General features: G+C 71.3%; 17 protein-coding genes and 1 tRNA gene. 5 read left to right on the top strand and 13 right to left on the bottom strand.

Annotated elements, in window-relative coordinates:
• Positions 1 to 3: 3 nt before the first annotated feature.
• The 4 genes from amrb99_RS30160 to polA all read right to left on the bottom strand — a co-directional run bounded on the left by amrb99_RS30160 (position 4) and on the right by polA (position 8,200).
• Positions 4 to 1,956, bottom strand: coding sequence for an endonuclease/exonuclease/phosphatase family protein (locus amrb99_RS30160; RefSeq protein WP_190862409.1), 1,953 nt, complete (start codon positions 1,954 to 1,956; stop codon positions 4 to 6).
• Positions 1,957 to 2,397: 441 nt separating this feature from the next.
• Positions 2,398 to 3,876 carry a 30S ribosomal protein S1 gene (rpsA, locus tag amrb99_RS30155; RefSeq protein ID WP_151597584.1) on the bottom strand — a complete coding sequence of 493 codons (1,479 nt, stop codon included), beginning with the start codon at positions 3,874 to 3,876 and terminating at the stop codon, positions 2,398 to 2,400.
• 244 nt (positions 3,877 to 4,120) lie between these two features.
• Positions 4,121 to 5,266, bottom strand: a complete 1,146-nt coding sequence (locus amrb99_RS30150) for a polysaccharide deacetylase family protein (protein WP_190862407.1) — start codon at positions 5,264 to 5,266, stop codon at positions 4,121 to 4,123.
• A gap of 243 nt (positions 5,267 to 5,509) precedes the next feature.
• A complete protein-coding gene (gene polA / locus amrb99_RS30145; RefSeq protein WP_347256923.1) occupies positions 5,510 to 8,200 on the bottom strand; it encodes a DNA polymerase I in 2,691 nt (896 codons plus the stop codon).
• Between the two features lie 108 nt (positions 8,201 to 8,308).
• On the opposite strand from polA, the gene amrb99_RS30140 reads away from it, so the two are divergent.
• Both amrb99_RS30140 and amrb99_RS30135 read left to right on the top strand, forming a co-directional pair.
• Positions 8,309 to 8,692 carry a hotdog fold thioesterase gene (locus amrb99_RS30140; RefSeq protein WP_190862433.1) on the top strand — a complete coding sequence of 128 codons (384 nt, stop codon included), beginning with the start codon at positions 8,309 to 8,311 and terminating at the stop codon, positions 8,690 to 8,692.
• Positions 8,693 to 8,982: 290 nt separating this feature from the next.
• Positions 8,983 to 9,540: a DUF4352 domain-containing protein gene (locus amrb99_RS30135; RefSeq protein ID WP_190862405.1), complete on the top strand. Its 558-nt coding sequence runs from the start codon at positions 8,983 to 8,985 to the stop codon at positions 9,538 to 9,540.
• 42 nt (positions 9,541 to 9,582) lie between these two features.
• Here the strand turns inward: amrb99_RS30135 and amrb99_RS30130 are convergent, their stop codons facing one another.
• The 6 genes from amrb99_RS30130 to amrb99_RS30105 form a co-directional block, all read right to left on the bottom strand.
• Positions 9,583 to 10,449 carry an ABC transporter ATP-binding protein gene (locus amrb99_RS30130; protein ID WP_190862403.1) on the bottom strand — a complete coding sequence of 289 codons (867 nt, stop codon included), beginning with the start codon at positions 10,447 to 10,449 and terminating at the stop codon, positions 9,583 to 9,585.
• On the bottom strand, positions 10,439 to 11,248 hold the full coding sequence (locus amrb99_RS30125) for an ABC transporter ATP-binding protein (protein ID WP_190862400.1): 810 nt from the start codon (positions 11,246 to 11,248) through the stop codon (positions 10,439 to 10,441). The genes amrb99_RS30130 and amrb99_RS30125 overlap by 11 nt, the downstream gene beginning before the upstream one ends.
• Complete coding sequence (locus amrb99_RS30120) at positions 11,245 to 12,402, bottom strand: branched-chain amino acid ABC transporter permease (RefSeq protein ID WP_190862398.1); 1,158 nt, start codon at positions 12,400 to 12,402, stop codon at positions 11,245 to 11,247. Before amrb99_RS30120 ends, amrb99_RS30125 begins: the two co-directional genes overlap by 4 nt.
• Positions 12,399 to 13,367: a branched-chain amino acid ABC transporter permease gene (locus amrb99_RS30115; RefSeq protein ID WP_190862396.1), complete on the bottom strand. Its 969-nt coding sequence runs from the start codon at positions 13,365 to 13,367 to the stop codon at positions 12,399 to 12,401. The genes amrb99_RS30120 and amrb99_RS30115 overlap by 4 nt, the downstream gene beginning before the upstream one ends.
• Before the next feature lie 95 nt (positions 13,368 to 13,462).
• Positions 13,463 to 14,614, bottom strand: a complete 1,152-nt coding sequence (locus tag amrb99_RS30110; protein WP_190862431.1) for a branched-chain amino acid ABC transporter substrate-binding protein — start codon at positions 14,612 to 14,614, stop codon at positions 13,463 to 13,465.
• 302 nt (positions 14,615 to 14,916) lie between these two features.
• Positions 14,917 to 15,546, bottom strand: coding sequence for a response regulator (locus amrb99_RS30105; RefSeq protein WP_347256922.1), 630 nt, complete (start codon positions 15,544 to 15,546; stop codon positions 14,917 to 14,919).
• A gap of 86 nt (positions 15,547 to 15,632) precedes the next feature.
• On the opposite strand from amrb99_RS30105, the gene amrb99_RS30100 reads away from it, so the two are divergent.
• A tRNA-Leu gene (locus amrb99_RS30100) sits at positions 15,633 to 15,707 on the top strand.
• A gap of 219 nt (positions 15,708 to 15,926) precedes the next feature.
• Entirely contained in the window at positions 15,927 to 16,757 is an 831-nt protein-coding gene (locus tag amrb99_RS30095; RefSeq protein WP_190862394.1) for a helix-turn-helix domain-containing protein, read from the top strand.
• A 116-nt stretch (positions 16,758 to 16,873) separates the two neighbouring features.
• Here amrb99_RS30095 and pyk read toward each other — a convergent pair whose 3' ends face one another.
• Positions 16,874 to 18,292, bottom strand: a complete 1,419-nt coding sequence (pyk, locus tag amrb99_RS30090; protein WP_190862392.1) for a pyruvate kinase — start codon at positions 18,290 to 18,292, stop codon at positions 16,874 to 16,876.
• Between the two features lie 107 nt (positions 18,293 to 18,399).
• Positions 18,400 to 18,954, bottom strand: a complete 555-nt coding sequence (locus amrb99_RS30085) for a type 1 glutamine amidotransferase domain-containing protein (RefSeq protein ID WP_190862390.1) — start codon at positions 18,952 to 18,954, stop codon at positions 18,400 to 18,402.
• 65 nt (positions 18,955 to 19,019) lie between these two features.
• On the opposite strand from amrb99_RS30085, the gene amrb99_RS52635 reads away from it, so the two are divergent.
• On the top strand, positions 19,020 to 19,727 hold the full coding sequence (locus amrb99_RS52635; RefSeq protein WP_190862388.1) for a DUF6597 domain-containing transcriptional factor: 708 nt from the start codon (positions 19,020 to 19,022) through the stop codon (positions 19,725 to 19,727).
• A gap of 60 nt (positions 19,728 to 19,787) precedes the next feature.
• On the opposite strand, the gene amrb99_RS30075 is transcribed toward amrb99_RS52635, so the two are convergent.
• A complete protein-coding gene (locus amrb99_RS30075; protein ID WP_190862386.1) occupies positions 19,788 to 20,648 on the bottom strand; it encodes a hypothetical protein in 861 nt (286 codons plus the stop codon).
• Between the last annotated feature and the right edge of the window lie 149 nt (positions 20,649 to 20,797).

Genomic DNA, 20,797 nt, shown 5'->3' with positions numbered 1-20,797 from the left:
GCCTCACTTCCCGATCCGGAGCGTCACCGCGACCGGATAGTGGCCGGACGCCCCCGAACGGGGAACGTCGTAGTCGGTGAACATCACCCCGTCGGAACCGAAGACGTAGTCGGTGCGGTCGCCGTCGACGGAGGTCGGGGACGCGTCGCCGCCGAGCGCGGCGTTCCGCAGGTCCGTCCCGTCGGTCATGCCGGCGACCTCGGGGCTTCCGGGCCCGGCGCCGAAGTCGCCGCCGATGACGGTCCGGGGCGCGCCGCCCCAGGCGCGCAGCAGCGCCGCCACCTCGCGGGACCGCTCGCCGCTCTGCCCGTCGCCGCCCTGCAGGCGGGTCGACCAGACGTCCATCGTGCTGCCGCCGACGGCCAGCCGCGCCCACACGTACCCGCGGATCTGCGACCAGTCGCCCTTCTGCATCCGGCCCGTGCCGGAGCTGCGGACGGGCAGCGAGGTCAGGATCGCGTTGCCGAACTGGCCGTCCGCCGCGGGCCCCCAGATCAGCTTCATGCCGAGCCGCCGCGACAGCCAGACGCCGAGGTCGGCGGTGCCCGACAGCAGCGACCCACGGCTCGCCTCCTGCAGCAGGACGACCTGGGCGCGCTGCCCCTCGATGGTGCGGGCGACGCCCTCGGGGTCCAGCCGCCCCTTCTGGTTGATGGCGTCCTCGATGTTGTAGCTGAGCAGGCGGACCTGGCCGGGGACGGGCCCGGCCTTCGCCGTCCCGTCCGGCGCGGCCACCGTGAACACCACGGTGCCGAGCAGCAGGGCGAGCGCGGCGGCGCCGCCGGTCAGCGCGCGCAGCGGCGCGCGCGCGGGCAGCGGACCGCCCCGGGCCGCCGCGGCGGCCGCGAGCCCGCCGAGGGCGATGCCCGCGACGCCCGGCAGGACGTTGTTCGGGAACGGCAGCGGCGACAGCGCGCTGACCTGGTACGGGACGAGCAGGACGAGGATCAGGAAGCCGCCGAGGGCGGCGCCCACGTCGATCCGCCAGACCGGCCCGCCGGTTCCGGCGCGGCGCAGCGGCGCCCGGCACGCCACCGCCAGCAGCCACGCCGACAGCACCTGCCCGAGGACGACGATCGGCACGACCTCGATGCCGGTGACCGCGTACGTCCCGGCGACCGCGCCGGCGCCGACGCCGAGCACGGTGCCGCCGAGCACGCAGACCCCGCCGGGGACGGCGCGGACGGCGAGCCCGGACGCCAGGAACGCCAGCGCCAGGCCCTGCCCGACGACGATCGCGATGTGCGCGGCGGTCAGCGACTGCCAGCCGGACGAGGCGACGAACGCGGGGCTGGCCAGCACCAGCACCTGCAGCGCGAGGAACGGCCCGAACGCGGCGGCGCCCATCGCGTCCCGCCAGGACAGGCCCGGCGCCGTGACCGGCCCGGACGACAGCTCCCGGTACAGGGCGGCGGCGCCGAGCGCCACGAACGCCAGGCACGCCGCCCACGGCCCGATCCCGCTCCGCCACACCGGGTCCCAGGTGGCGAAGCACATCCGGACCGCGGTGTCGGCGGACAGGCCCGCGACGGTCGCGGTGGCGAACCCGACGCCGGACAGCCCGCGCGCCCCCTCGAACAGCGCCGCGACCGCGATCATGCCGACGGCGGTGCCGACGAACGCCAGCCAGGTCTGCGGGCCGATCGCCTGGGCGAGCAGCCGGACGGCGAACAGCCCGCCGACGCCGGCCAGCAGCAGCCCGCTCGGCCCGGCGGCGCGGCGCACCAGCGGCGCGGCGAACCCGGCGAGGTAGACCGCCAGCACGGCGATCGCGGCCACGCCCATGCCGGCGTCGTCGGCGAAGTGGTCGAGCTGGGGAAGCGAGAAGCGCAGGGTCTGCGCGAGCACCGCGACCGTGATCGCGATGAGCGTCAGCCGGGCGGGCCCCTGCGGGACGATGGACGGCCCCTGCGCCGCCGGGCCGCCGATCTTCGTGCCTACTTCTGTGCTGGCCAATTGAACGAGTGCTCCCGGGGGACGAGCGGACCTTCGGGGGTGGCGGCGGCGCGGCACTGCGCGGCCCCTGCGGACTCTACGGCCCCGGCGGGCGCTTCGCGGGCGAAACCCGCCGGGAGCGGAACCGATCACACCACCGGACGATCATACGGGCCCGCGCGGGGCCGGCGGGACGGGCGGGACGGGGTCCCGCCGCACGATCCCGCGGTCGGCGCGGTCGGCGCGGTCGGCTCTGCGGAGGACGCCGCCGGGCTCGGTCGGCGGCGCCCGCTCCGTGGGACGGCGCCGCCGGGTCCGGGCGAGGACGTCCGGGCGCGGGCGAGGCCGCCGGGTCCGCGGGCGGAAAAGCGGCCACGGCCGGAGGCGATCCAGGGATCGCGCTCCGGCCGTGGTCGTGGCGGCCCGCCGGGCCGCCGCCGTCAGTGCGGGGTCAGTGACGGATCACTGGCCGCCGGACAGCTTCTCCCGCAGCGCGGCGAGGGCCTCGTCGGTGGCCAGCGCGCCACCGCCCGACTCGCTCTCCCCGCCGCCGGAGTAGGAGGTCTCCCCGCCGCCGGTCGCGGGGCCGGTCTCGGCCTCCGCCTCGGCCTTGCGGGCCTCCTCGATCTGCTTGCGGTGGGCGTCGAAGCGGGCGCGGGCCTCGGCGTACTGCCGCTCCCAGGTCTCGCGCTGCTCGTCGAAGCCCGGCAGCCACTCGCCCGTCTCGGCGTCGAAGCCCTCGGGGTACTTGTAGTTGCCCTGCTCGTCGTACTCCGCCGGCATGCCGTACAGGGTCGGGTCGAAGTCCTCTTCCTCGATCCCCGCGGCGCCCTCGTTGGCCTGCTTGAGCGACAGGCTGATCCGCCGCCGGTCGAGGTCGATGTCGATGATCTTCACGAAGATCTCGTCGCCGACCTGGACGACCTGCTCGGGGATCTCCACGTGGCGCTCGGCCAGCTCGGAGATGTGCACCAGGCCCTCGATGCCCTCCTCGACCCGGACGAACGCGCCGAACGGCACCAGCTTGGTGACGCGGCCCGGCACGACCTGGCCGATCTGGTGGGTGCGGGCGAACTGCTGCCACGGGTCTTCCTGGGTCGCCTTGAGCGACAGGGAGACGCGCTCGCGCTCCATGTCGACGTCCAGGACCTCGACCGTGACCTCCTGGCCGACCTCGACGACCTCGGAGGGGTGGTCGATGTGCTTCCAGGACAGCTCGGAGACGTGCACCAGGCCGTCGACGCCGCCGAGGTCGACGAACGCGCCGAAGTTGACGATCGAGGAGACGACGCCCTTGCGGACCTGGCCCTTCTGCAGGGTGTTGAGGAAGGTCTGGCGGACCTCGCTCTGCGTCTGCTCCAGCCAGGCGCGGCGGGACAGGACCACGTTGTTGCGGTTCTTGTCCAGCTCGATGATCTTCGCCTCGAGCTCGCGGCCGACGTACGGCTGCAGGTCGCGGACCCGGCGCATCTCGACCAGCGACGCGGGCAGGAAGCCCCGCAGGCCGATGTCGAGGATGAGACCGCCCTTGACGACCTCGATGACCGTGCCGGTGACGATGCCGTCCTCGTCCTTGATCTTCTCGATCGTGCCCCAGGCGCGCTCGTACTGGGCGCGCTTCTTGGACAGGATCAGCCGGCCTTCCTTGTCCTCCTTCTGGAGGACGAGGGCCTCGACGTGATCGCCGACGGCGACGACCTCGTTGGGGTCGACGTCGTGCTTGATGGACAGCTCGCGCGAGGGGATGACGCCCTCGGTCTTGTAGCCGATGTCGAGGAGGACCTCGTCACGATCGACCTTGACGACGGTGCCTTCGACGATGTCGCCGTCGTTGAAGTACTTGATGGTCTCATCGATCGCCGCGAGGAAGGCTTCCTCGGACCCGATGTCGTTGACCGCTACCTGCGGGGTGGTCGAGGTGGCCTCGGTGCTACTCGTCATGTGTCGGCTGGCTCCGGTACGGACATGGAAGTCGTTATGGGTTGTGCGCGGAGGGCCGTCCGCCCTGCCGAGAACCGGAAGGAACGCGGTGCTGACCGCGTCAGTGAACCGAACCGATGTCGCCGACCTGACCGAGCGCGAGCCTGCTCCGTCCGAAGCGCGCGCAGGCCCACAGCGCAGCGATCAGAATATGGGACGCGGCGCGCCTGGTCAATCCGGTGCGTACGCCGCCCGCCCGCGCGCATCAGTAGACCCGCGCCCAGGCCCGGTACGGCTTGCCCAGCCGGTCCTCGAGCATATTGGGAAACGTCACCGTGTTCGGGTCACCGTCAGATGTGTACCGCTCATCGGGGTGCTTGTCCAGATAGTCGAGCCAGGCCGTCGAGCAGAACTGCTTGCAGTCGTCCTCTTTGATCTTGCCCTCGGACCGCACCCGGTCGATCGCCCACCGGTCGAACTTCGCGTCGAACGGCGACACCGACGGCCGCCACCCCGCCAGGAAGATCCCCTGGAAGGCGTACGAGCCGTCCTTCTTCTCCGCCCACGCCGTCTTGTGCGGGGCGACCCCGAACGGGTAGGCGAACGTCGTCGTGTGCGTCCCCGTCATCTTGACGATCTCGTCCTCCATGCCGCCGATCTCCTTGTACACCTGGTCCTTGGACAAGTGCGACAGGTCGGGGTGCGACAAGGTGTGGTTGGCGATCTCGTACCCGTGCTGGGTGAGCCACTTCAGGCCCGCGGCGGCCTGCACGCCGCTCATCCCGAACAGGTCCTTGTTCAGGTAGAACGTCGCCGTCGGGCGGAACCCCGGGTTCTCCCGCGCCACCTGCTCGATGACGCCGACCGCCGTATCGGGATTCGGGTTGCCCTGCGGGTCCAGCCCGAAGTGCCCGGGCGTGCTGTCGTCGAAGGTGAGCACGACCGGGTGCTTGCCGGCCGGGACGTCGATCCGCCCGCTGACGAACTGCGCCGCGGTGATCGGCACGTAGCCGTCCTTGGCGAGCCGCGTCAGCTCGTCGTGCAGCTCCTTGGTCGAGCGGTCCAGCGACTGCTCCGGCTTGACCATGATCCGGTGGTACATCAGCACCGGGATCTGGCCCAGCTCGTCGGCCTTCGCCTGCACCGCCGCGGGCGTCGCCGCCGCGAGCCGGACGGGCTCCGCCGCCGCCGCGCTCGCCGACGCGCTCGGGGACGCCGCCGCACCGGGCGGCGGGGGCCCGGACGGCTTGGCCGCCTCGGCCGGCCGGCCGTCGCGCGCGGCCCGCTCGGTCGCCCCGGCCTGCGCCGCCGCGGCGTCCTCATCGCGCCCGCGCCGCTCCCCTGGCAACGTCAGCCCCAGGATCACGGCGCAGACGACCACAACTCCAGCGATCTTGTGAAGGAGAGGCACGTTTCCCCCGCCGGTAGACCCGAACAGGACCAGGGGGACAGCGTACGACCCCCCGGACATCAACGGACACCGACCGGCGTACCCGAATGATCTCCACAGACCACTCCAGTGCCGCCCCGCATCGCACCAAGCGCGAAACCCCCTGGTAAACCCGGACACCCCGCCCGCAGGACCCCGCGAGCGGGCATGAAAAAATGCCCCGCGCCCAAACGGACGCGGGGCACCCGGACCGGGCGGAACCGGCTAGTGCGCTGCTTCTTGCCAGGTGCGGCCGGTGCCCATGGAGACGCTCAGGGGCGCGCGGAGGGCGTAGGCCCCGGCCATCTGGTCGCTGACGAGGGACTTGAGGTCGTCGAGCTCGCCCGGGGCGACCTCGAACACCAGCTCGTCGTGGACCTGCAGCAGCATCCGGGAGGTCAGGCCCGCCTCGCGCAGGGCGCGGTCGACGTTCAGGCTCGCGACCTTGATGATGTCGGCCGCCGAGCCCTGGATGGGCGCGTTCAGCGCCATCCGCTCGGCCATCTCGCGGCGCTGCCGGTTGTCGGAGTTGAGGTCGGGCAGGTAGCGGCGACGGCCGAGGATGGTCTCGGTGTAGCCGTCCTGGCGGGCCTTGGCGACGATGTCGCGCAGGTAGTCGCGGACGCCGCCGAACTGCTGGAAGTACTCCTCCATCAGGCCGCGCGCCTCGTCCGGGGAGATCCGCAGCTGCTGCGACAGCCCGTACGCCGACAGCCCGTACGCCAGGCCGTAGTTCATCGCCTTGATGCGGGCGCGCAGCTCGGAGTCGATCTGCTCGGGCGGCAGCCCGAACACGCGGGACGCGGTGATGGTGTGGAAGTCGGCGCCGGTCCCGAACGCCTCCAGCAGCGCCGCGTCCTCCGACAGGTGCGCCATGATCCGCAGCTCGATCTGGGAGTAGTCGGCGGTCAGCAGCGACTCGAACCCGCCGCCGACGACGAACGCCTCCCGGATCTGCCGGCCCTCGGCGGTGCGGATCGGGATGTTCTGCAGGTTCGGGTCGGTGGACGACAGCCGCCCGGTCGCGGCGATCATCTGGTTGAACGTGGTGTGGATGCGACCCGCGTCGTCGGCCATCGGGATGAGCGAGTCGACGATGCTCTTCAGCTTGGCGACCTCGCGCCAGCGCAGGATGTGCTCCAGGACCGGGTGCCCGTCCTTCTCCAGCAGCGTGGTGAGGGCCTCGGAGTCGGTGGTGTAGCCGGTCTTGGTCCGCTTGGTCTTCGGCAGGTTCAGCTCGTCGAACAGCACCTGCTGCACCTGCTTCGGCGAGCCGAGGTTGAACTCGTGCCCGACGGCGGCGTGGGCCTGCTGCTCCTGCTCCTTCACCTGGCCGCCGAGCGACGCCGACAGGCCGGCGAGGTGGTCGGCGTCCACGGCGATGCCCGCGCGCTCCATGTCGGCCAGCACCCGGACGAGCGGCAGCTCCACCTCGTGCAGCAGCCGCGTCGCGCCGCGCTTGTCGAGGTCGCGGTCGAGGACGTCGGCCAGCTCGGTGACGGCGCGCGCGCGGACGGCGAGGGCCTCGGCGGCCTCCTCCTCGCCCGACCCGTCCAGGGTCAGCTGCCCGGAGTCCTCGGTCTCGCTGCGCAGCTCGCGGTGCAGGTAGCGCAGGACGAGGTCGGCGAGGTCGAACGTACGCTGCCCCGGCAGCGCCAGGTAGGCGGCCAGCGCGGTGTCGCTGGTGACGCCGTCGAGGCGCATGCCGCGCGCGGCGAGCGCCAGCATCGGGCCCTTCGCCTCGTGGATCGCCTTGGGGCGGGACGGGTCGGACAGGAACGCGGCCAGCGCGCGCTCGTCGTCCTCGATCAGCTCCGCCGGGTCGAGGTGGACGGCGGGCCCGTCCTTGGACGCCAGCGCGAGCGCGGTGACCTCGCCGGTGCCGCGCCCCCAGGAGCCGGTGACGGCGAGGCCGAGCCGGGTGCCGCCGTTGGCGTCCAGCCAGGCGCCGAGCGCGCCCGGCTCCAGCGCGTCGACCTGCACCTCGAAGCCCTCGTCGGCCTCCGGCTCGGCCGCGGACAGCGAGGAGTACAGCCGCTCGCGCAGCACCCGGAACTGCAGCGAGTCGAACAGGGTGTGGATCTCGTCGCGGTCCCACTGCCCCATCGTCAGCTGCGGCGGCGTCAGCTCCAGCCCCACGTTGGTGTCGAGCTTGTTGATCTGCTGGTTGCGCAGCACCCCGGCCAGGTGCTCGCGCAGGTTGTCGCCGGCCTTGCCCTTGATCTCGTCGACCTTGGCGACGAGGGTGTCGAGGTCGCCGTACTTGGTCAGCCACTTCGCGGCGGTCTTCGGGCCGACGCCGGGCACGCCCGGCAGGTTGTCGCTGCTCTCCCCGACCAGCGCGGCCAGCTCCCGGTACCGCTCGGGCGGCACCCCGTACTTGGCCTCGACCGCGGCCGGGTCCATCCGGGCCAGCTCCGACACGCCCTTGACCGGGTACAGGATCGTGACGTGCTCGTTGACGAGCTGGAACGCGTCGCGGTCGCCGGTGACGACGAGGGTGTCCAGCCCGGCCTCGGTGGCCTGCACCGACAGCGTGGCGATGATGTCGTCGGCCTCGAACCCCGCGACCGACATCCGCGGGATGCGCAGCGCGTCCAGCACCTCGAAGATCAGGCTGACCTGGCTGCGGAACTCGTCGGGCGTCTTCTGCCGCCCCGCCTTGTACTCCACGTACTGCTCGTGCCGGAAGGTCGGCTCGCTGCGGTCGAACGCCACCGCGATGTGGGTGGGCTGCTCGTCGCGCAGGACGTTGATGAGCATCGAGGTGAAGCCGTACACCGCGTTCGTCGGCTGCCCGTCCGTGGTGGAGAAGTTCTCCACCGGCAGCGCGAAGAACGCGCGGTAGGCCAGGGAATGCCCGTCGAGCAGGAGGAGCCGGTCACGCTTGTCAGGGGTCGCTGGTTCGTTCGCCACACCAGGACTCTAGTCTGCGCGTACGACAGTTTTGTGGAGGCGTAAGTGAGCGACACCGACGGCCTGAGCCGGGACGACCTGGCCGCGAAGATCCTTTCCGGTGAGGGGATGGAGTCCCGCGGCGACCTGGCCAAGGCGATGGGCGTGGAGTACCTGGAGGTGTCCGCCGAACGGGTCGTCGGCCGCATGCCGGTCAAGGGCAACACCCAGCCGTACGGGCTGCTGCACGGCGGCGCGTCCTGCGTGCTCGCCGAGACCCTCGGGTCCGCCGGGTCGGCGATGCACGCCGGGCCGGGCCGCATCGCCGTCGGCATCGAGATCAACGCCACCCACCACCGGTCCGCGACGGACGGCTACGTCACGGGCGTCGCCACCCGCGCCCACGGCGGCCGGACGCTCGCCACCTACGACATCGTCATCACCGACGAGCAGGACCGCCGGGTGTGCACCGCCCGCCTCACCTGCATGCTCCGCGACGCCCCCGCCTCCTGACCCCGGCGGGGCCGCGCCGGGGCGCGGACCTCGGCGGACGCCGCGCCGCCCCGCGTCCGATCCGCGGCTTTCTTTGCGATCGACCGGCCGGGGTCTGTAGCGTGGATCGGAACGGCCTGGGATCACCGAGTAGACAACGCACGCGCCCGCGAGGGCCGTACGGCCCCAAAGGTGATCCCAGGCCCGGTACATCTCCGGGACGCCCCCACGGCACGGCGCAGATCACGGGACGGTCCCAGGACACCCCATGATCTGGCGGGCGCCGGAGACGCCGCCCTACCGTGCGGATCATGCGGCCCTTACCGGCAGGACGCCCGCGCGCCGCCGCGGCCCTCCTGCTCCTCGCCCCGCTCCTCCCGCTGGCGTCCGCCTGCGGCGGCCACGACGACGCCCACTACCGCGTCCCCGCCCGCGCCGTCCGCGACGACGAGAGCCCCCTCCCCTACCGCGAGGTCACCGACGGGCGGATCGCGTTCGCCGCGATCGGCCTCAGCTCCGGCCTCACCACCATCACCGGCAGCCACGCCGACCTGCCGTCCCGGCTCGGCGGCTTCGCCCGCGTCCGCATGATCGCCGAGAACCGCTACGCGACCTTCCACAAGATCGACCTCGACCGGCAGCTGCTCGTCACCTCGCGCGGCGCCTACCCGCCCGACGTGAACGCGATGCGGGTCAAGCGCCAGCCCACCGACATCGAACTCGGCTCCCACGACCGCATCGAGTTCGACCTGATGTACGACATCCCCAAGGACGCGCGGATCCGGGCGCTGCGGCTCTACTCCTCCCCCACCGACGACCTGGGCGTCCCGCTACAGCACGACCCCGGAGCGGAACTGCCGTTGCGGTGAGCGGCGGCCCCGCCCCGGGGTCATGTCAGACGTCCGGGCCCTCTACTTGCCGTCGGGCGCCTCCGCACCGTCCGGCTCCCCGGCCGCGGGCGCCCCGCCGGCCTTCGCCTCGCCGGACCCCGACCCGGCCCCGGGCTCGCCCGGCGCGGCCTTGCCCAGCGCGACAGCACCGTCCTCGCCCGCCGCCTCAGCGGGAGCCCCGCCGACGTCGCCGCCCAGATACGCCGCCCGCACCTGCGGGTCGTCCAGCAGCTCCGCCGCCGGCGCCGACCGCACGATCCGGCCCGTCTCCAGCACGTACGCGCGATCCGCCAGCCGCAGCGCCTGCTGCGCGTTCTGCTCCACCAGCAGGATCGTCGTCCCGCGCCGGTTGATCTCCTCGATGATCGAGAAGATCTGCTGCACCAGCATCGGCGCCAGCCCCATCGACGGCTCGTCCAGCAGCAGGACCTTCGGCTTCGACAGCAGCGCCCGGCCGATCGCCAGCATCTGCTGCTCGCCGCCCGACATCGTGCCCGCCGCCTGCGAACGCCGCTCCGCCAGCCGCGGGAACAGCTCGTACGCCTCCGCCAGCTCCTTGGAATGGTCGTCCTTGCGGGCGTACGCGCCCATCAGCAGGTTCTCGTGCACCGACATGCCCGGGAAGATCCCCCGGCCCTCCGGCGCCTGCCCGATGCCCGCCAGCACCCGCTTGTGCCCCGGCATCGACCCGATGTCGGCGCCGTCGAAGAACACCGACCCCGACGAGCAGGACCGCAGCCCCGAGATCGTCTTCAGCGTGGTGGTCTTCCCCGCGCCGTTCCCGCCGATCAGCGAGACGATCTCACCCTCGTCCACCTGCAGCGACACGCCCTTGAGCGCCTCGATCTTGCCGTAGTGGACGTGCACGTCCCTCAGTTCAAGAAGCATCGGCCGGAGCCCCCAGGTACGCCTCGATCACCTTCGGGTCGTTCTGCACCTCGGCGGGCAGCCCGTCGGCGATCTTCTGTCCGAAGTCCAGCACCGCGACGCGGTCGCTGATCCCCATCACCAGGCCCATGTCGTGCTCGATCAGCAGCACCGTCCGGCCGTTGTCGCGGATCTTGCGGATCAGCTCCATCAGCGCGTTCTTCTCCGCCGGGTTCATCCCGGCGGCCGGCTCGTCCAGCAGCAGCAGCTTCGGGTCCGTCGCCAGCGCCCGCGCGATCTCCAGTCGCCGCTGGTCGCCGTACGGCAGGTTCTTCGCCATGTCGTGCGTGCGGTGCGACACCCCGACGAAGTCCAGCAGCTCCCGCGCCAGCGCCTTGCCCTCGCGCTCGGCCCGCCGGTGCCGGGGCAGCCCGAACGTCACGCTGATCAGCCCGGCGTTGTGGTGCGCGTCCGCGCCCACCTGCACGTTCTGCTCCGCCGTCATGTTCGGGAACAGCCGGATGTTCTGGAACGTCCGCGCGACGCCGCGCTTGGTGACCTGGTACCGCTTCAGGCCGTTCAGCCGGCCGCCCGCGAACCTGATCTCGCCCGACGTCGGCCGGTACACCCCGGTCACCGTGTTGAACACCGTCGTCTTGCCCGCGCCGTTCGGCCCGATCAGCGCGAAGATCTCGCCCTCGCGCACCGCCAGGTCGACCGCGTTCAGCGCGACGACGCCGCCGAAGCGCATCGTCACCTGCGACAGCTCGAGCAGGGCGCCGCCGGTCTTGCCGCCCGCGGCGCCGGACACCTCGCTCATCTGCTCCCCACCTCGGCCTCCGAACCGGACGCGGTGTCGATCTCCGCGCCCAAATGGCCCATCCCTCCGCCGCCCTCGGCCATCTCGGCCTTGCGCTGTCTCGACGGGATCAGCCCCTCCGGACGGAAGATCATCATCGCCACGAGGATGGCGCCGAACGCCAGGTCGCGGTAGTCGGCCAGGCCGCGGAACCGCTCCGGCAGCCACGCCACCAGGAACGCCCCCACGATCACGCCCGGGATGTTGCCCGCGCCGCCCAGCACCACCGCGGCCAGGATCGTCGCCGACAGCAGGAACGGGAAGTTCGCCGGCGCGACGTAGCTCGTCTTCGCCGCGAACACCACGCCCGCCGCCCCGCCGATCGCCGCGCCCGTCGCGAACGACAGCAGCTTGAACTTGAACGTCGGCACGCCCATGATCTCGGCCGCGTCCTCGTCCTCCCGGATCGCCGTCCAGGACCGCCCGATCCGGCTCGCCTCCAGCCGCTTCGAGAAGATGATCACAACCACGATCACCGCGACCAGCAGGTAGTAGTACGGCCGCGCGTCCCTGATCTTGTACGTGAACAGGTCCACCCCGGCGAACCACACGCCCTCATGGCTCGGCGGGTGCGGGATGTTGTTGATCCCTCGCGTGCCGCCCAGCCAGTTCGTGTTCTCCGCGACCTTCCGGACGATCTCCCCGAAACCGAGCGTCACGATCGCCAGGTAGTCACCGCGCAACCGCAGCGTCGGAGCGCCCAGGATCACCCCGGACACCGCCGCCAGCACGATCCCGCACGGCAGCAGCGGCCAGAACCCGATCCCGTGCTTCACCGCCATCGTCGCCATCGTGTACGCGCCGATCGCCCAGAACGCCACGTACCCGAGGTCGAGCATCCCGGCGTACCCGATCACCACGTTCAGGCCCAGCGCGAGCAGCACGTAGATCCCGATCGGATAGAACAGGATCGTGGACCACGCCGACTCCGGCGACATCACCGGCGCCAGACCCTCGTACGGCAGGAACAGCGCACCGATGACCAGCAGGACGTAGACCGCCCAGCGCTCCCACCCCGGTGCCCCGTCCCAGTGCGTGCGGACGGCCTCCAGGGGGCCGGTGAACGCACCGCGCCACCCCGCCGTGTTCGCTGTCTTGTTCGTGTTGTCGCTCATGCGCGCGCCTGCTGGAGGGACTCACCGAGGATGCCGGTGGGACGGAACAGGAGGATGACCACGAGAAGCGTGAACGCGATGACGTCCTTCCACTCGGAGCCGAAGATGGAGCCACCGTAGTTCTCGATGAGCCCCAGCGTGAACCCGCCGACGAGGGCGCCGCGCAGGTTCCCGATGCCGCCGAGCACCGCGGCCGTGAACGCCTTGATGCCGAGGATGAAGCCGATGTTGAACATCGTCTGCTGGTAGAGGAGCGCGAAGAAGAAGCCCGCCGCCCCCGCCATCAACCCGCCGACCACGAAGGTCACGACGACGACCCGGTCGATGTTCACCCCGAGCAGCACCGCCGTCTCGGGGTCCTGCGCCGTGGCCCGGATGCCGCGGCCGAGCTTGGAGGCGTTCACGAACCGGTCCAGGACGACCATCATCACGATCGCCGCCACGAAGATCAGCAGCTTGTCGTTGCGGACGTCCCCCGAACCGATCGAGAACAGCGTCTCCTTCTTCAGCAGGTCCGGCACGTGGATCGGGTCGCGGCCGCCGCCGTGCCCGAAGAAGTGCGGGATCACGGTCGTCGCGAACAGCTCCTGCAGGAACAGCGACGCGCCGATCGCCGAGATCAGTGCCGCCAGCCGCGACGCCCCCTTGCGGCGCAGCGGCCGGTAGGCGACCAGCTCCAGCAGCAGCGCCGCCCCGCCCGAGGCGACCATCGACGCCACCAGGCACGCCAGCAGCACGCCCACCAGGGCGATGCCGGTGTAGGGGCCGTTGTCGAAGCCGACCACCTGGATCAGGGTCAGCCCGCCGAACGTCCCGATCATGAAGATTTCGGAGTGGGCGAAGTTGATGAGCCGGAGCACGCCGTAGACCATCGTGTAGCCGAGCGCGACCAGCGCGTAGATCGAACCGACGGTCAGCCCGTCGACCGTGTTCGCCCAGAACTGGGATGTGAAGTCGTGGAGCACAGAGGGTTCCTCAAGAAAGAGGGGGCGGGAGCGCTGTGGCGCTCCCGCCCCGCGCCGGAGGACCGGCGTCCGTCCTGCGTCGTGGCGGGCCTAGCTCACTCGGGCTTGACCTTGGCGGCGTCGCCGAGGAACTTCAGCTTCCCGCCGACCACCTGGAACATGTAGATGGTCTTGACCTGGATCTCGCCGTTCGCCTCGAACTTGACCGGCTTCGACACGCCCTGGAAGTTCACCGTCTTGAGGTAGTCGTTGACGTCCTTGGTCGAGGTCTTGCCGGCCTTGAAGGCGCCCAGGATGGCGTTCGCGGCGTCGTAGCCCTCGGCCGAGTACGTGCCCTGGTCCTTGTGGAACGCGGCCTTGTAGTCGTTGATGAACTTCGCGACGGCCGGGTTGTCGGCCGTCGGGTTGATCGACTGGCACGCGCACGAGACCAGCGCGCCCTCCGCCTGCTTCGTGCCGGCGCCGTCGACCAGCTTCTGGTCGAGCGCGCCGTCGTCGGAGACGAACTTGGCGGTCACGCCGCCGTCGCGGAGCTGCTTGAGCAGCTTGTCGCCGCCGTTGTAGTACCCGCCGAAGAAGATCGCGTCCGGCTTGGCCGCCTTCACCTTGTTGACGGTGCTGGAGTAGTCGGTCGCCTTCGGGTCGATCTTGTCGCGCTGCGGCGTGACGCCCTGCGCCTGCACCGTCGAGAACACCTTGTCGGCCAGGCCGACGCTGTACTCCTGGTTGTCGTCGATGACGAAGACCTTCTTGGCGGCCAGCGTCTTCACGATGAAGTCGCCGTCGACCTGGCCCTGCGCGTCGTCGTTCGAGATCAGCCGGTGCCAGAACTTCCAGCCGTTCTTGCCGAGCGCGGTGGAGGTGGCCGAGGGGGAGATGTTCGGGATCTCCGCCTCCTCCAGGCTCGGCACCGTGGCCTTGGACTCGCCGGAGAACACCGGGCCGACGACCGCGGTGACGTCGTCGTCGATCGCCTTCTGGACCTGGCCTGGCGCGACGGCCGGGTCGCCCTTGGTGTCGTAGATCTTGAACTTGACCTTCTTCTTCGGGTTCGTGGCGTTGTACTGGTCGATCGCCAGCTTCACCGCGTTGGAGATGTTGATCCCGAGCTCAGGGGAGTTGTCGCCGGTCTGGACACCGATGTAGGCGATCGTCAGATCCTTGCCACCGCCGCTGTCTCCCGAACCGCAGGCGGCGGCGCCCAGCGCCATCGCCGCTCCCAGCGCGATAGCGCCGGTCACCCTCATCCTGTTGCGCCGCAAGGTGCCCAACCTTTCACATCCGGATCCGCACCGGATCGGGTACGAGTCATGCCCCGACGCCGACCGCTCCCGGGAGGAGATATCGGTCACTCGGGGACCAGCTATGTCGTACACCGTGGACCCGACCCAGATCAGCACCCCCGGATCGAAGGGTTATTGGTTCGTTACGCCCCCGTGCCCATCGGTTCCCCCGTTTTGCCAGGCACGATTACGGAGCGTGCCGACCATGGCCGGTCCGGCACGGGCGCATTGGACCTTGACAACGCGCCGGATGACAGGGCAGACGGTCAGCCCGCGGAGGGCTCGCCCTCGCCGTTCGCGGCACCGCCCGCGGTGCCGGTGGCGCCCGCCACCACGGCCTCCGCCACGGCCCTCATGGTGAGCCTGCGGTCCATCGAGGTCTTCTGGATCCACCGGAACGCCTCGGGCTCGGACCAGCCGTTCGCCTCCTGCAGCAGCCCCTTCGCCCGGTCCACCACCTTGCGGGTCTCCAGCCGCTCCTGCAGCCCCGCGACCTCGGCCTCCAGCGCCCGCAGCTCGGTGTACCGGCTCACCGCCATCTCGATGGCGGGCGCGAGGTCGGTCTTGGCGAACGGCTTGACGAGGTAGGCCATCGCGCCCGCCTCGGTGGCCCGCTGGACGAGCTCGCGCTGGGAGAACGCCGTAAGGATCACCACCGGCGCGATCCGGTCCGCCGAGATCCGCTCCGCCGCCGAGATGCCGTCCAGGACGGGCATCTTCACGTCCAGGATCACCAGATCGGGCTTGAGCTCGCCGGCCAGCCGGACCGCGGTCTCCCCGTCCCCGGCCTCGCCCACGACCTCGTAGCCGTCCTCCTGAAGCATCTCCTTCAGGTCCAGCCGGATCAGGGCCTCGTCTTCCGCGATCACAACTCGCCGAGCGCTCTCCACGCGCACGAGCCTACCGAACCCGCTACCCTGGTCACCGTCGGCCCTGCCCGGCTGGCCAGGCAAGTCCCTTTCTTCCCGTATGCCGGGAAGATGCCCCGGTACCCCAATTGGCAGTAGGGAGCGGATTCAAAACCCGTACAGTGTGGGTTCGAGTCCCACCCGGGGCACTTTTCTGCACGTCAGGGCGTCGAACGTCCACCCTGAACGCTGCATTCGAGTTCATCGATCTTTCGCTTTCGCGACAGTTGCACCACCGCAGCGCCCCAAGGGCCACCCCTTCACTAGCGCCGACGTCGGGGAGCTCATAGCCGGTCGAGGCCGCCTTGACCACGGCCGCGCGCCTTGCCGCCCATGGTTTTGTCAGAGCCTGGCGAGAGCATTACTCCATGAACACGGATGACCACGAAGAGCTTCGCCGCCGACTCTCCTCGCCCGCCAAGACGGACCATGAGATCGCCGCCGAGTGGAAGATCAACGTCACAACGCTTCGTCGTTGGCGGGCCAAACTGGCAATCGCCGACCTCGGACACCAAACCCGCCCTCCGGCAAGCGGCCCTCTTTCAGCACATGCGGAATCCCTTCTCGCAAGGTCCGACCGTCGCATCAGACGCGACTGTCCCCGGTGCTTCGGCCGCCCGCTCGAGAGCCGAGATTATGCCTACCTCCTGGGGCTCTACCTCGGCGATGGCCACATCGCGCGACAGCCGAACGGCGTCCACCGGCTGGAGATCGCCTGCGCCGACACCTGGCCCGGCCTGATCGAAGCGGCTGCCGACGCCATGCGCTCGGTAATGCCGTCCAACCGCGTTGGACGCCGCCAGAAGCCCGGCTGCACGATGGTGGGCTCGTACTCCAAGCACTGGCCCTGCCTCTTCCCCCAGCATGGCCCGGGCATGAAGCACACGCGGAAGATCGAGCTGGCCGGGTGGCAGCGAGAGATCGTCGACGAGTGCACCGAGGAGTTCGTCCGAGGGTTGATCCACTCGGACGGGTGCCGGACCACGAACCGCGTGCGCAAGCGTCTCAAGGACGGAGACCGCTGGTACGAGTACCCGCGCTACAACTTCGCGAACGCCTCGCTGGACATCCAGCGGCTGTTCACCGACGCGCTGGACCGCCTCGGAATCGAGTGGACGCAGATGACCGAGAGGAACTTCTCGGTGGCCAGGCGGGAGGCGGCGGCTCGGCTGGACGAGTTCGTGGGGGCCAAGTATTGATGGTTGACGTGGTGGCCGGAGCGTCGTGCAAATGAGACCCGGCGGTGATCAACGCCTGGAGCGGCGCGCGGCCGGCCGGGCCGGCCCTTGCGGGTCGGCGGCCGGTCGGCGCCGGGTCAGTGGCCCTCGCCGATGTTGAGGACCTGGAGGGCGTTGGTGGAGCCGGGGGTGCCGGGGGGCGAGCCGGCGACGACGACGACCTTGTCGCCCTTCTGGCAGCGGCCGAGTTCGAGGAGGGCCTGCTCGACCTGGCGGAACATGGCGTCGGTGTGGTCGACCTGGGGGACGATGAAGGTCTCGACGCCCCAGACGTGCGCGAGCCGTCCCCGGACGGCGGGGACCGAGGTGAAGGCGAGCAGCGGGATCGGGGAGCGGTAGCGGGACAGGCGGCGGGCGGTCTCGCCGGACATGGTGAAGGCGGCGAGGGCCTCGGCGCCGACGATCGCGCCGACCTCGGCGGCGGCGCGGGCGATGGCGCCGCCGACGGTCTCGGGCATGCGCTGCAGGGTGTGGGTGGCGTGCAGGGTGGCCTGCTCGGCGGTCTCCACGATGCGGCTCATGGTGCGGACGGACTCGATCGGGTACTGGCCGACGCTGGTCTCGCCGGAGAGCATGACGGCGTCGGCGCCCTCGAAGACGGCGTTGGCGACGTCGGAGGTCTCGGCGCGGGTGGGGCGCGGCGCGGAGATCATGGATTCGAGCATCTGGGTGGCGACGATGACGGGGCGGGCCTTCTCGCGGCAGAGTTCGATGGCGCGCTTCTGGACCATCGGGACCTGTTCGAGGGGGAGTTCGACGCCGAGGTCGCCGCGGGCGACCATGATGCCGTCGAAGGCGGCGACGATCTCGGGGAGGAGTTCGACGGCCTGCGGCTTCTCGATCTTGCCGATGAGGGGGACGCGGACGCCCTCCTCTTCCATGATCTGGTAGCAGATGTCGGCGTCGGCGGGGGTGCGGACGAAGGAGAGGGCGACGAGGTCGACGCCGAGGCGCAGGGCCCAGCGCAGGTCGGTCTCGTCCTTCTCGGTGAGGGCGGGGACGCTGACGGGGACGCCGGGCAGGTTGAGGCCCTTGTTGTCGGACACCATGCCGCCGACCGTGACGGTGGTGCGGACGCGGGGGCCGTCGACGGCGGTGACCTCGAGGGCGACGCGGCCGTCGTCGATGAGGACGGTGTCGCCGGGGCCGACGTCGCCGGGCAGGCCCTGGTAGGTGGTGGAGACCTCGCGGCGGGTGCCCGGGACGTCCTCGGTGGTGATGGTGAACTCGTCGCCGAGCGTGAGGCGGACGGGGCCGTCCGGGAACCGCCCGATGCGGATCTTGGGGCCCTGGAGGTCCGCCAGGATGCCGACGCCGCGTCCGGTGGCCTCGGCGGCCGCTCTGATCCGGTGGTAGACCTCTTCGTGTACGGCGTGCTCGCCGTGGCTCATGTTGAGCCGGGCGACGTCGATGCCGGCTTCGACGAGGGCGTGGATCTGCTCCGTGCTGGAGCAGGCGGGACCGATGGTGCTGACTATCTTCGCTCGACGGGTCACGTCACAACCGTACTTAGTTACCCGTTGGTACGGATATTCGTGCAGGATGCGGTCGCCCAAGGTTCACCGAATGGTCTAGGTCAGAGGTCTAGACCATGGCCGCCCGGTCACCGTCCGAAGGCGTCGACGGCGGCCTGGCAGAAGGCCTTGAGATCGCCGGGCTTGCGGCTGCTGACGAGCACGTTGGGGCCGGCCTCGCAGACCTCGACCTCCTCGTCGACCCATGTCGCGCCGGCGTTGCGCAGGTCCGTCTGGAGGCTGGGCCAGGACGTCATGGTGCGGCCCCGGACGACGTCGGCCTCGATGAGCGTCCACGGCCCGTGGCAGATGACGGCGACGGGCTTGCCGGCGTCGAAGAACGACTTGGCGAACGCGACGGCCTTGGGCTGGGTGCGGAGGAAGTCGGGGTTGGCGACGCCGCCGGGCAGCAGGAGGCCGTCGAACTCGGTGTGGTCGGAGACGTCCACGGTGGTGTCGACGGGGAAGGTGTCGGCCTTGTCGAGGTGGTCGAAGGCCTGGAGGCGGCCGGACTGGGTGGAGACGAGGCGCGGGGTGGCGCCGGCCTGCTCGACGGCCTTCCACGGTTCGGTGAGCTCGACCTGCTCGGTGCCTTCGGGGGCGCAGAGGAAGGCGATGGTCTTGCCCTGGAGATCGGACGGCATGTTCTGTTCCTCCCATTCGGTTCTTCGCGTCCTCTGCCCGGGGAGGCGGGTGGTATGCAGGGGTGATGAATCCCACGGGCTATCGCGAGGTCCCCGAGCGCGGGGCGGGGCTGGTCTGCTCGTGGACGGCCGCGCTGCCGGCGGGTGCGGAGCCGTTCGTGCAGCGGGTGGTGCCGGACGGGTGCGTGGACGTGATCTGGTCGGCGGACGGGATCCAGGTGGCGGGCCCGGACACGGGTCCGATGCCGGCGGCGCTGCGTCCGGGGGCGGAGATGGTGGCGGTGCGGTTCGGGCCGGGGGCGGCGCCGCCGGTGCTGGGGGTGCCGGCGGACGCGCTGCGGGACGGGCGGGGGCCGCTGCGGGACCTGTGGGGCGGGGCGGCGGACGAGCTGGCGGACGCGGTGGCCGGGGCCGGGTCGCGGGAGGCGCGGCGTGCCGTGCTGGTGGCGGGTGTGCGGGCGCGGGCGGCGCTGGCGGGGCCGGTGGATCCGCTGGTTCCGGTGGTGGTGGCGGGGCTCGCCGGCGGGTCGGTGCGCGAGGTGGCGGACGCGGTGGGGCTGGGTGAGCGGCAGTTGCGGCGGCGTTCGCTGGCGGCGTTCGGGTACGGGCCGAAGACGCTGCAGCGGGTGCTGCGGTTCCAGCGGGCGCTGGGGTTGGCGCGCTCGGGGATGGCGCTGGCGGACGTGGCGCAGGCGGCGGGGTATGCCGATCAGCCGCATCTCGCGAACGAGGTGCGGGCGCTGGCGGGGGCTCCCGTCCGGGTCCTGTTGTGAGGCGGACGCCGCCGGGTGGGTGGGGAGGGCGTCCGCCGAGGCCGGGCCGCGGGGCGGAGGTCAGGGTTTGAGGCGGCCGTAGGCGCGCAGGGTTTTGAGCCGTTCGACGGTGACGTGTCCGCGCCATTCGGGGCGGGTGGCGGGGGTCCAGATGAGGAAGCGGACGTCCCAGCCGCCGTCCTCGTCCTGGGCGTCGATGAGGGCGTCGAGCGCGGCCTCGATGGCGGTGTCGCCGAGGAGGCGGTGCCCGTATCCGCCGGGTGCGGGGGCGAAGTCGAGGGGGTCTTGGTGGTCGCTGCGGGCGCGGTCGGCGAAGGTGTCGCGCAGGCGGGTGAAGGCGGCTTCGGCGCGGGCGCGGTCGGGCACGTGGTCGAGGAAGGCGAGCAGGGCGAGGACGTCGTAGGGGCCGGGGTCGGCGGGCGGGTCGTCGAGGTGGCGCCAGCAGAAGGCGGTGGCGGTGTCGAGCCAGGGGTGGCGTGACCGGGCGCGGTGGAGCCGGCCGGCGAGGGCGGCGGTGGGGTTGATCGCGGCGGGCGGGTCGTCGGGGGTCTGCCACCAGGGCGCGTGGGGGGCGTCGTGGACGGCGGGCAGGACGAAGGGCACTCCCCCGTCCGGGGTGGTGATGGCGGCGAGGTGGGCGGCGATGCGGTCGACGGCGGGGTGGTCGTCGGCGCCGGCCTCGTGGAGGACGTCGAGGGCGTGCTGGGCGGCGGCGGGCTGGCTCGCCTCGCCGCGCAGGTCGGGTTCGAGGGCGTGGCCGTAGCCGCCGTCGGGGTTCTCGTAGGCGGCGAGGGCGGCGAGGAGGGGTGCGGCGGGGGCGCCGTGGAAGTGGAGGTCGAAGCGGCGGCGGTCGATGACGCGGGCGTTGCGCCGCATGAACTCCCGGGCGCGGGCGAGGTCGGTGGCGTTGAGCGTTCTCATGGGGCCTCACCGTAGGGCGGTGGGGTGAGGCCGGTCTTGGAGGAATCGGACGCGGTGGGCCCGGCCGCCCCAGCGGTGGGCGACCGGGCCCCTGGTGTCCCGCGCGGGGATGGGGCGGGACGGTAGCGGACCCGTACGTTCCCCACAAG

Origin of the sequence: Actinomadura sp. RB99 (assembly GCF_014706005.1) — a bacterium.
GTDB lineage: Bacteria > Actinomycetota > Actinomycetes > Streptosporangiales > Streptosporangiaceae > Spirillospora.
This window is presented reverse-complemented; position numbering and strand designations above follow the sequence as displayed.

Coding starts and splice junctions, on each gene's coding strand:
- amrb99_RS52635 (WP_190862388.1), top strand. CDS start 19,020: ATGAATCCCACGGGCTATCGCGAGGTCCCCGAGCGCGGGGCGGGGCTG.
- amrb99_RS30130 (WP_190862403.1), bottom strand. CDS start 10,449: ATGCTTCTTGAACTGAGGGACGTGCACGTCCACTACGGCAAGATCGAG.
- amrb99_RS30140 (WP_190862433.1), top strand. CDS start 8,309: ATGGAGTCCCGCGGCGACCTGGCCAAGGCGATGGGCGTGGAGTACCTG.
- amrb99_RS30120 (WP_190862398.1), bottom strand. CDS start 12,402: ATGAGCGACAACACGAACAAGACAGCGAACACGGCGGGGTGGCGCGGT.
- amrb99_RS30095 (WP_190862394.1), top strand. CDS start 15,927: ATGAACACGGATGACCACGAAGAGCTTCGCCGCCGACTCTCCTCGCCC.
- amrb99_RS30110 (WP_190862431.1), bottom strand. CDS start 14,614: ATGAGGGTGACCGGCGCTATCGCGCTGGGAGCGGCGATGGCGCTGGGC.
- rpsA (WP_151597584.1), bottom strand. CDS start 3,876: ATGACGAGTAGCACCGAGGCCACCTCGACCACCCCGCAGGTAGCGGTC.
- amrb99_RS30085 (WP_190862390.1), bottom strand. CDS start 18,954: ATGCCGTCCGATCTCCAGGGCAAGACCATCGCCTTCCTCTGCGCCCCC.
- amrb99_RS30135 (WP_190862405.1), top strand. CDS start 8,983: ATGCGGCCCTTACCGGCAGGACGCCCGCGCGCCGCCGCGGCCCTCCTG.
- amrb99_RS30075 (WP_190862386.1), bottom strand. CDS start 20,648: ATGAGAACGCTCAACGCCACCGACCTCGCCCGCGCCCGGGAGTTCATG.
- amrb99_RS30125 (WP_190862400.1), bottom strand. CDS start 11,248: ATGAGCGAGGTGTCCGGCGCCGCGGGCGGCAAGACCGGCGGCGCCCTG.